This window comes from Pseudomonas sp. GW460-LB5, assembly GCF_059423245.1.
The window spans coordinates 37,252-46,831 of the sequence record NZ_JBWKXT010000043.1 but is presented as its reverse complement, the minus strand read 5'-3'; the positions used below and the strand labels follow the sequence as shown (position 1 = coordinate 46,831).

Here is a 9,580-nt window from a genome sequence, read left to right as displayed (position 1 = left end):
CAACCTGTGGATAAGTCTGTGAACAAGCTTTTGATTACCTGTTGGATCCAAGCGCTATTTCAAGGGTTTGGCTTATTCCTGGTCGCAGCTGCAGGCCAGTAAAAACAGGCATTTGCGCAAAGACCAGCGGCGTAGCGATGCGGCATGCCTTTCGCGCAAGCCGCCAATGCCACTTGTGCATAAACATTTCTTATGGTTGGCGCAAGCGGCTTTTGTGGGAGCGGCCTTGTGCCGCGAAAGGGCTGCAAAGCAGCCCCTCTCAAAGTCTCAGTGCGCCTTACCTTTGGCGATCTCGATATCGTTCATCAGCGCCTTGGCCATGTCGCACAGGTAATCGGCAGCCCCCAGGAATTTATGGTCATCCTCCATATCCCCCTCGCGCACCAGGTGCTTGATGTAGCCCATCAGGATCGAGACATGCTCGTAGGCAGCGTCCACCGGAACGCCGGGTTGAACGCGAAGCAGATTTAGGGATGGGTTACCGGCTGCAAGGAAGGTTTCCACGCCTGCGGTGGTGACTGGCTCATCTTGTTTCATGGCAAATCCTCATTCACGAAAGGAGGCTGCCAAAATCTTTCTCACGGATTTGGGGCGGCAGCCGTACGCGGGGTGAGAAACCGAGTGAATAAGGAAGCCCGGCCAGACCGAGGTCTGCCCACGTACGGCCACCATGACAGGTAGCGCTTATTCAAAGTCGGGCTCTCACACCCGGTCGCCTGAGCGACCCGAAAACGGTATCTGTGAGCCACTTCCCCGACAACAGCGATACTTCGGCGGCGCGCGTAGGATACTTCCGAAGCATCCAGATTCTGAAGCTTTTAGCCCCATGGTTCAGAATTGCCTTACACAGATAGCCGCGCTTACACGGCCCCCTGTGGGAGCGGGTTCACCCGCGAAGAGGCCATACCAGGCAACACAAGGCTAATGCTCACCCGCCGTAACGGTGTATCATCCGCCCCCCAAATCATTAAAAAGTGACGTCGCGCGCTGCCCGCCAGCCCCGCGGCCGTCTGGCGTTGCGCCAGAACCGACAATGGACCAACGGACCCGACCATCGTGACCCGAGCCAAATCCTTCGCTTTGTTGACCCTTGCCCTGGCCATCACCGGCTGCGCCAGCGGCCCCTCGCCTCACCACAACAGCAACTTGGGCTGGAACCACCCCGGCATGCAACTGGGCGGCGACAACGGCCTGCCCCTGCGCACCGAAAGCCCCTGCCGCAAGCGCGGCTGCGACAACGACAAGCTGTTCTTCAACCCGGGCAAAAGCGAGCCAAGCGTCAACACCATCCACCGCGGCTGGTAGGAAAATTCTCCTTTTGGGCCGGTGACTTAGGTCTTTTGCGAACATTCGCAAGGAAGTGGTTTACAGGCGCCAAACGATCGTTATAATGACGCCCCATTGCCGGTATAGCTCAGATGGTAGAGCAACTGACTTGTAATCAGTAGGTCCCGGGTTCGATTCCTGGTGCCGGCACCATATAAATCAAGGGCTTGCAGCAATGCAGGCCCTTTTTTTACGCCTTGCACGTACCAACGCACGTACCAAGAGCTATCTTTTTGATCGACCTGGTAGCCCAGCCGGTTGGGGAGTATTGAGTGAGACAGGAAGAGTCTATCCACCTCGAGCGCTGCCCACACTGCAGCGTTGCGAAGCCCAACCTGTTAAGCGCCGGTCGCTTTCAGACGCAAAATGCCAGCGGCAGAGTGCGTCGCAACTGGGCTTGTTACTACTGCAAGACCTGTGGCGGAGCTTTACTGACCGCTGCGTATCCTGATGGAAGTCAATACCCCGAAATTCATGATCTGTGGCCGACGCAGGCTTCTGTCGATGCAGCTGTACCAGGACGGGCCAAGCATTACCTGGAGCAAGCAATCTCCAGCATCCATGCACCGTCCGGTGCAGTCATGCTGGCGGCGTCAGCTGTCGACGCGATGCTGAAGGACAAGGGCTTCAAACAAGGCAGTTTGCATGGCCGAATCAATGATGCTGCCAAGCAGCACCTCATTACCGAAGAGATGGCAGCCTGGGCGCACGAGGTCCGACTGGATGCAAACGACGAGCGGCACGCTGACGAAGAGGCGGATATGCCAAGCACCGATGATGCAGAGCGCGTCATCGAATTCGTACTTGCCTTAGCCCAGTTCCTGTACGTGCTCCCCAGCCGAGTGGAAAGAGGACGACGAAAGTAAGGTTCCTTACGCGCATGCGCGCTCGCGGTGAATCCGTCGAACGCCATAGTACAGGCATGCCTAAAAAAGAGTAACCTCAGTAATCTTGACCGTTTTATCTCTCGCAGCCCTTGATTTTCGCGGGCTCGCCGCAGATCCAGAAAGTAATTTTTAAGTAACCTATAAGTAATCAGATTACTCTTTCTTTAAGTGATATTTTCCATCCAGCAAACCCTTTAAAATCAAAGGCTTAGCGAAAATTACCTTTCCCATTACCTTTCTATTACTTCTCTTTGTAACAAGCGAAGCCCAGTAAATACGGGGCCTCCAGCACTACCCATCCCCCACAGTTACGCTTGTTACTCTTTTTTCGAGACATCCCCCTATCTCTGCCAATTAACCCTTCAGGATCAGCTCTGCGCCGTTCGAATGCCGCTTGTGTGCAGGGTTTCGCAGAAGACCAGACGCACCAGTTCTCCCCAGCAGCCCAATAACCAGGCCGGCTGAGCAGCTACGCAGGGGTGCGGAAATTCCGACACGTTTAGCCCGCAGGCGTGGCGGGGGGACGAGGGCGCGCGCCGGGTGTTGGTGTGTGGTCGACAGCAATTGCGGCCGTGCCCAACGCAGGCGACACTTACCGTCTTTGGATAATCGACAACCGGTACGGATAACGACACATGAGTGACGGCAAACCAAAGCAGCTCTGCGTGCTATGTGGCGAGCGGGCCGCGACTGGAGGTCATGGCGATCACCTCCCTCCGCAATGCATTTACCCTAAGCCCCGACCCTCAAACATCGCTTGGAACAAGGTCCCCGCTTGTATTCCTTGTAACAACGCCGGAAGCAAGGACGATGAGCAATTCAAGCTGATCATTGGCATTAGCACTGGGGAGTTCCGTGAAGACACTCAACCAGTCATCGATGGGTTAGCAGGAACGATTCGCAACAACAAACGCCTTGCTAACCAGGTGTTGGGGAAATACAAACGAGGCTATGGGAAACGGCACGGCAACAGAGTTCTGGAGCCGGTGGTAGCTATTCCCTTTGATCGAGATGCTTACGAACGAGTGGTTCAGCGGATAGTCCGGGGGCTTTACTGGCAGCAGTCTGGAGTAATCCTTCACCGAGATGCAGAAATCCATGTGGTGACGCCCGAGCCGATGGAAGCTGGGCTTGGTGACCAGATCAAGACACTTCTGAGGCACTCCTCACGGGTCGAGCTGAATGGTGGCACCTTCGTGTACAAAGTCTTTATTTCAGATGATGGGACCAGCTTTTGGGGACTTCAGTTTTTTGAAAAGCATCTGGTGTTCGCCTTCGCGTACCCACCAGAAGAGGATTCGCAGCCGGCAGGGCTCGATTCGTCATTGATCGAGGTGAAACCGCGGATAGTCGGAGAAACGTGATGCGCCGGGATATGGATCTTCTGCGTCTGTTGCTGCTGAAACTTGAGGTTGCAAGCGAGAAAGCTGCCCCGATACTGTGCTATCGCCCGGGCGAGCTATCCATTGATGGCTACACAGATGACCAAGTACGTTACCACTACGCCTTAGCCGTCGATGCAGGCCTGGTTGACCAGGGCGGTAAAGGCCCAATCAATGGACTTCAATTCAGGCGTCTGACGTGGGCTGGCCACGACTTTGTAGATGCTGTTCGCGACAACGAGATCTGGGCGAAGACCCAACAGGGTGCTAGCGCAGCGGGCGGCTTCGGTCTCGAGCTCCTCAAGGACCTGGCCAAAGGTTTCATCAAGAAAAAGATTGTTGAGCATACTGGCATTGAAATCTGACAGAAGCCGCCTCGATGGGCGGCTTTTTAATGTCCGGTGTCAGTTGGCTTTGTCGGCGGGTAGCTCATATGGGTTGAAGCGGATGACCTCTTCCCCTAACCACTCGTTGATCTGCAGCAGCCTGGCCTGCTCGGGTTCCAGCTCGTTGATAGCCCAAACCTCTGTTGCGTCGCGGACTGAGCCGAACCCACCCGCGTTCTGCGGTACCACTCCCATCAGTTGCGGCGGTATCCGCAGCATGGCCAGCTGGTCGTCGCGGCTGATGTTTTTGATCGCGCCGAAGTCATCCTTCGCTGCCACCTCGCTGATCGGAATCAGCTGAATGCCGTCCTTCTTGCCGTTGGGCGCGTACATGAACAGGTTACGGAAGTTGCCCGGGCCCTTGCTGCTCTTCATCGCCTTTCGCAGGTCGTCGACAAAGTCTTCGTTCTGGGCGGCATCGGTCATGTACAGGATGAACCCAGCATGGCTGCCGTTCTGATAGTACTTGCGCCGGAACAATGTGGCCGACTCGTTGAGCAACGCAGCCTGGAGCGCCGGCAGCCACTCGGGAAGGCCATAGACCTCTTGGTTGATGTCGGCCACACGCAGGTGGCAGATGCTGCCGGGCCGAAATTCGTGCTCATCCCGCCAGCCGCGCACCTGAAAGTAGGTTTGCAGATCGGAGCCGCGGCGCATGTACTTGGCCAAGCAGGGCCGAAGGCCGAGGGTATCGCGGAGCATGTTGTCACGCTTCTCCAAGTACAGGTTGCCCGACCAGCCCAGGTCCATGACGATCTGCTCGAAGGCCTGGCGGTTCAGCAGCCTGTGGGGCCTGAAGGTCCTGGCCAGGGCGTTGCGCTTGAAGATCAGGCCAGACTGCAGGTAGACGCTCGCCTTCGATGACCGGGCCAAGCCGTCCAACGACACTGGCGGCTCATACCAGCGGCCGTTGTCGTAACACTCCAGGTAATCCAGGATCTCCCGACCGTCCAGGACCGGTACCGGATCGCCAAAGGTAAACGCCTCGGCCCGGGCGCTGGGGTTGGCGAGCAGCTCACCCGCGGGCGCCGGCAAGGCGCCGGCCTGATCGATGTTGCCCATCAGAAGATCTCCATGATGCGTGTGTTGGTTGCGGTCTGTCCTTCGAGCGGCTCGTTGTGCAGCGCGTGGAAGAGCGCCCAAGCCAGGTCGGCGTGGCCAGTGGCCTCATTCCGGCCCGCGGTGTATGTGAATTGGCGACCACCGGGGGTGATGGTCTTCCGGATGGCCATAAGCGACTGGGCAATGTCGGTTGCGCCGGCATCGAACTGCAGGCGACCCTTGCTGATTACGTCCCAGGCCTTCATGACCAGCCGCGTCTTGACTTCGGGGTTGTAGCTGAAGGTGCGCAATGCCGGGAAGAACTGGCGCACCAGCTGCGCGACGGCGCTGCCCATGCCGGTGGTATCGATGCCGATGTAAGCCACGTTGTAGCGCTTGGTAATCTGGCGGATGGTCTCGGCTTGGGAATTGAAGTCCATCCCGCGGAACTGGTGCTTCTCCAGGACGAAAAACTTCCCTCCCGGTACCAGTGGCGGGGCCACCACCACCAGGCCGGCCGAGTCGCCGGTTTCCGCCGGATCGTAGCCCACCCACACCGGACGTTCACCGTAGGGCCTGGCAGCAAAAGGGCTATAGCCTGGCCAATCCCAGCTTTCCACCATGCACGGCTGCAGCATGCTCAGCGGGAATATGCTCTGCCCATCATCCACGAACTGGCACATGAGCAGGTTTTGGAAGGCAGCAGCATCGTACTCAAGCTTCAGTTCATCCAGGTCGAATAGGTCGCAGCCCCTGGCTTCGGCGTCCATGATTGTGACGATCTGCCGCCAGATCTTGTCCTCGCAGAGCCGTCCCTGCTGCAGCGCCTCATGAGTCACATCCAGCTGGATATGCTGGGCGGTAGGTTTGCCCTTGTTGATCCGCTCACCGGTCCACCAGGTGTACGCCGGGTGAGCCATGCTGCTCGGCGTCGAGAAGTAGGTCTTACGCCACTTCTTGTGCAGCGCCATGCCCGAGGCGACTTTGTTGATCTCGGCGAAGCCGTGCACCCAGAAGAATTCATCGAAGTAGAAGTTCCCGGACCGGCCCTGGGCGGTACGGAAGTTGGTACCCAAGAAGTGCAACTCGGCGTTGTTCCATAGCACGATGGGGTCGCCGGTAAGCTTGATGCCCAGCACCTCGTTAAGAAACGCCTGCATGTAGGTCTTGAACTGGTGGGCCTGGGCCTTGCTGGCCGACAGGAAAATCTGGTTGCGGCCGGTCGTGATGGCGTCAATCAGCGCTTCCCGGGCGAAGTAGAACGTGGCGCCGATCTGCCGGCTTTTGAGGACCATCCGGGTACGCTGGTTACCCGCGCGGTACCAGTCGAGCTGGTAATCGAAACAGCTGTCCCGGAACGCCTCGACCAGCTGCTCGATCTGGTCCTCGTCCAGCTCGTTGCGCTTGGGCTGCTTCTTCGGTCCTTCGTTGCGCTTGGCGATGTTCGGGTTGAGGTCGGTTTCGGTACCGCCGCCCTGGTAGCGCTGAATACGTGCCTGCCGCTCCAGCTGGCGGTGCAGGAGATCGATCTCCTTGAAATCGCCGCTGGTCTTGCCGTCCTTGAGGATCAGCTGCACCAAACGCGCCTCCAGCGCGCCGCCTATACGCTCGACGTTGTCCGCCCTATCCCATTCGTCTCGGGCCTTCCAGCTGTGGACGGTTTTCTCTTTCTCGTCCAGGTAAGCGGCGATATCGGTGATGCGCCAACCCGTCCAGTACATGAATTTGGCTTGGCGGCGCGGATCGAGTGTGGGTTGGGCGGTAGTGTTCATGGCGCCGATGCTGCCGCTCGCGCGCGTATTCACCCACTGGCGCCCACTGTAGCCGTGAGGCCTACAAGTGCAGCACGTTGCCGCTGGTGTCCCGGCTGCGGACCATGCCCCTCATCGCAAGGCACAACGCCACCGCACTGAGGACTGCCCACATGGCCGCAAGTAACGCCCCCGCCAAGAACTACCGCTCCGACTGGTTCCGCATCTTCGTCGAGGGCGCAACCACTGACGGCCGCACCATCGAACGCTCTTGGATCGAGCAGATGGCCGCGACTTATGACCCGAAAACATACGGTGCCCGCCTCAATTGCGAGCACATCCGCGGCCTGGGCCCGGACAGCCTGTTTGGTTCCTTTGGCGATGTGCTGGCCCTGAAGGCCGAAGAGGTCGAGATCGGCGGCGAGAAGAAGCTCGCCCTCTACGGGAAGATCGAGCCAACCGCGAGCCTGATCGAACTGAACAAGAAGGGCCAAAAGATCTACACCTCGGCAGAGGTTCAGCTCAACTTTGCCGAGTCGGGCAAGGCCTACCTGGTCGGCCTGGCGGTCACTGACAGCCCGGCCAGCCTGGGTACTGAAGCCCTCAAGTTCAGTTCGCAGAGCGGCTTGGCCGCTCGAAAGCAGCACCAGGACAACCTTTTCAGCGCCGCTGAAGAGGTATCCCTCAAATTCGAGGAAGTCGTCGAAACCCCATCCATGTTCGCGGCATTGCGCGACAAGGTCGGCGAACTACTCGGCAAGAGCAAGGACAAGGAAGGCAAGGATGCCGCCAGCTTTACCGCCTTGGGCGAGCTGATCGAACAGATCGCAACCCATGGCGCAGAGCAGGCCGAAGCCTTCACCGCGGAGAAGAACGCCCGCCAGAAGCTCCAGGCCGACCACGACAAGCTTTCCACGGACTTCAACGAGCTGGTCAAGCGCCTGGGCGAAACCGAAGACCACTCCCAGACGCAACGCCCACCAGTGACCGGTGGCGACGGGCAGATCCAGGCCGAGTACTGATCCCCGTAGCCCCACAGACCACCAGTTCGGAGACCCACCATGCAGAAAGCAACCCGGATCGCCTTCAATGGCTACCTGACCAACCAGGCCAAAATCAACGATGTCAGCTCGGTGACCGAGACTTACACCGTGGCACCGAACCCTGCGCAGAAGCTGGAGACTGCCATTCAGGAATCCAGCGCGTTCCTGAAAAAGATCAACATCATCGGCGTGGACGAAGCGGAGGGCGAAGCCATCCTGCTGGGCGTGAATGGCCCGACCGCAGGTCGGACTGCCACTGGTTCTGGCAAACGCCGTCAACCTCGTGACGTTGCAGCGCTCACCGCTGACACCTACGCCTGCAAGAAAACCAACTTCGATACCGCCACCCCTTACGCACGGCTCGACGCCTGGGCGAAGTTCAAAGACTTCCAGACCCGCTTGTCTGGCTCGATCGCTCAGCAGCAAGGCCTGGACCGCATCATGATCGGTTTCAACGGCACCAGTGCTGCGGCTGACACCGACCTGACAGCTAACCCGCTGCTCCAGGATGTCAACGTCGGTTGGCTGCAGAAGATGCGCGAGCGCGCGCCAGAGCGCGTCATCGATGAAGGCAAGGTGGCCGGCAAAGTAACCATCGGCGCTACTGGCGACTACAAGACCCTCGACGCCTTGGTGTTCGACGCCATCCAGCTGCTCGACCCATGGCATCGCAAGCGCTCCGACCTGGTCGTAATCGTTGACCACGCTCTGCTGCACGAAAAGCAGCTCAAGGCACTGGAAAACGGTGCTGCTTCCAACCAAGAAGCCAACGCAGCAGACGACATCATTGCTAAAACTCGCCTGGGTGGCCTACCGATCGAGTACGACGCCCCGTTCTTCATCGAAGGCGGTGTCTGGGTAGGCCCTCTGTCCAACTTGTCGATTTACTACCAGAACGAGAAGCGCCGTCGTCACGTGCGCGATGAGCCGGACGCCGACCAGATCGCCGACTACCAGTCGTCGAACGAGGCGTATGTCGTGGAAGACTTCGGCGCCTGCGCCCTGGTCGAGAACATCGAGAAGGTCTAACCATGTCTCTGACCCTCGCCCAACGCACCCGGCTGCGCAAGCTGGCCGCCAAGGACGCGGCCGCCACTGCGCCGGCGGCCATGATGGAAGGTTTGACCAGCTATGAGCTGATGCTTGCAAAGCTGCAGCAGGACCAGCTGCGCCTCAAGCAAGTGCAGTCGAAGCAGGCCAAGGCCAGGCTCAAGAACATTCTGTTGCCCGATTACGTCCCGTATGTCGTCGGCATTCTTGAGGCTGGCCAAGGCGCACATGATGACGTGCTGACCACCGTGATGATCTGGCGCTTCGACGCTGGTGATTTCCCGGGTGGCCTGGACATTGCCGAGTATGTGCTGAAGCACAACCTGCCAACCCCGAACCGCTTTTCCCGCACCACGGGTTGCCTGATCGCCGAAGAAGTCGCCACGGCCGCGCTCAACGCGCAGAAGGCCGGCGGCACTTTCCCTGTGGACGACCTGCTCCGCACCGCCTTGCTCACGGAAGAGCAGGACATGCCAGACGAAGCCCGGGCCAAGCTCAAGCTTGCACTGGCTCGAGCAACCCTGCAGGGCCTCGACGAGAGCAACCCGGGCTCGCCTGGCCAAGTGGAAGCGGGCGTCGAGTTGCTGCAACACGCTATCAAGCTCGACAACAACTGCGGCGGCAAGAAAGACCTGGAGCGCGCCGAGCGCCTCCTCAAGAAACTCGCTGGCCCGGCCAGCTAACCGAGCGTCCCACGCAACCCGGCGGCTCGGA

The 9,580-nt window shown here is 59.0% G+C and carries 10 protein-coding genes and 1 tRNA gene; 8 read left to right on the top strand and 3 right to left on the bottom strand.

The window, feature by feature from the left end:
- Positions 1-267: 267 nt before the first annotated feature.
- Entirely contained in the window at positions 268-537 is a 270-nt protein-coding gene (locus AC07XM_RS22565; RefSeq protein ID WP_016484491.1) for a DUF3077 domain-containing protein, read from the bottom strand.
- A 519-nt stretch (positions 538-1,056) separates the two neighbouring features.
- On the opposite strand from AC07XM_RS22565, the gene AC07XM_RS22560 reads away from it, so the two are divergent.
- The 5 genes from AC07XM_RS22560 to AC07XM_RS22540 all read left to right on the top strand — a co-directional run bounded on the left by AC07XM_RS22560 (position 1,057) and on the right by AC07XM_RS22540 (position 3,960).
- Positions 1,057-1,305, top strand: a complete 249-nt coding sequence (locus AC07XM_RS22560) for a hypothetical protein (protein WP_023047075.1) — start codon at positions 1,057-1,059, stop codon at positions 1,303-1,305.
- A 98-nt stretch (positions 1,306-1,403) separates the two neighbouring features.
- A tRNA-Thr gene (locus AC07XM_RS22555) sits at positions 1,404-1,479 on the top strand.
- A gap of 119 nt (positions 1,480-1,598) precedes the next feature.
- Positions 1,599-2,192, top strand: a complete 594-nt coding sequence (locus AC07XM_RS22550; protein WP_172455943.1) for a DUF4145 domain-containing protein — start codon at positions 1,599-1,601, stop codon at positions 2,190-2,192.
- 656 nt (positions 2,193-2,848) lie between these two features.
- Entirely contained in the window at positions 2,849-3,577 is a 729-nt protein-coding gene (locus tag AC07XM_RS22545) for a hypothetical protein (RefSeq protein ID WP_102689733.1), read from the top strand.
- A complete protein-coding gene (locus AC07XM_RS22540; RefSeq protein ID WP_102689734.1) occupies positions 3,577-3,960 on the top strand; it encodes a DUF2513 domain-containing protein in 384 nt (127 codons plus the stop codon). The genes AC07XM_RS22545 and AC07XM_RS22540 overlap by 1 nt, the downstream gene beginning before the upstream one ends.
- Before the next feature lie 39 nt (positions 3,961-3,999).
- On the opposite strand, the gene AC07XM_RS22535 is transcribed toward AC07XM_RS22540, so the two are convergent.
- Both AC07XM_RS22535 and AC07XM_RS22530 read right to left on the bottom strand, forming a co-directional pair.
- Positions 4,000-5,043, bottom strand: coding sequence for a phage portal protein (locus AC07XM_RS22535; RefSeq protein WP_102689735.1), 1,044 nt, complete (start codon positions 5,041-5,043; stop codon positions 4,000-4,002).
- Positions 5,043-6,794, bottom strand: a complete 1,752-nt coding sequence (locus AC07XM_RS22530) for a terminase ATPase subunit family protein (RefSeq protein WP_102689736.1) — start codon at positions 6,792-6,794, stop codon at positions 5,043-5,045. The genes AC07XM_RS22535 and AC07XM_RS22530 overlap by 1 nt, the downstream gene beginning before the upstream one ends.
- 152 nt (positions 6,795-6,946) lie before the next feature.
- Here AC07XM_RS22530 and AC07XM_RS22525 point away from each other — a divergent pair, with 152 nt between their 5' ends.
- From AC07XM_RS22525 to gpM, 3 genes are read left to right on the top strand one after another with little or no spacing between them, the layout of a single operon-like run.
- Positions 6,947-7,795 (top strand): GPO family capsid scaffolding protein, encoded by an 849-nt coding sequence (locus AC07XM_RS22525; RefSeq protein WP_102689737.1) that lies wholly within the window; start codon positions 6,947-6,949, stop codon positions 7,793-7,795.
- A 39-nt stretch (positions 7,796-7,834) separates the two neighbouring features.
- Entirely contained in the window at positions 7,835-8,845 is a 1,011-nt protein-coding gene (locus AC07XM_RS22520) for a phage major capsid protein, P2 family (RefSeq protein ID WP_063423991.1), read from the top strand.
- Positions 8,846-8,847: 2 nt separating this feature from the next.
- On the top strand, positions 8,848-9,549 hold the full coding sequence (gene gpM, locus AC07XM_RS22515) for a phage terminase small subunit (RefSeq protein WP_102689738.1): 702 nt from the start codon (positions 8,848-8,850) through the stop codon (positions 9,547-9,549).
- Positions 9,550-9,580: the final 31 nt, after the last annotated feature.

What these genes read in the sequence shown, in the direction of transcription:
- AC07XM_RS22565 (WP_016484491.1), bottom strand. Translation starts at nt 537, where the DNA reads ATGAAACAAGATGAGCCAGTCACCACCGCAGGCGTGGAAACCTTCCTT.
- AC07XM_RS22545 (WP_102689733.1), top strand. Translation starts at nt 2,849, where the DNA reads ATGAGTGACGGCAAACCAAAGCAGCTCTGCGTGCTATGTGGCGAGCGG.
- AC07XM_RS22540 (WP_102689734.1), top strand. Translation starts at nt 3,577, where the DNA reads ATGCGCCGGGATATGGATCTTCTGCGTCTGTTGCTGCTGAAACTTGAG.
- AC07XM_RS22535 (WP_102689735.1), bottom strand. Translation starts at nt 5,043, where the DNA reads ATGGGCAACATCGATCAGGCCGGCGCCTTGCCGGCGCCCGCGGGTGAG.
- AC07XM_RS22530 (WP_102689736.1), bottom strand. Translation starts at nt 6,794, where the DNA reads ATGAACACTACCGCCCAACCCACACTCGATCCGCGCCGCCAAGCCAAA.
- AC07XM_RS22525 (WP_102689737.1), top strand. Translation starts at nt 6,947, where the DNA reads ATGGCCGCAAGTAACGCCCCCGCCAAGAACTACCGCTCCGACTGGTTC.
- AC07XM_RS22520 (WP_063423991.1), top strand. Translation starts at nt 7,835, where the DNA reads ATGCAGAAAGCAACCCGGATCGCCTTCAATGGCTACCTGACCAACCAG.
- gpM (WP_102689738.1), top strand. Translation starts at nt 8,848, where the DNA reads ATGTCTCTGACCCTCGCCCAACGCACCCGGCTGCGCAAGCTGGCCGCC.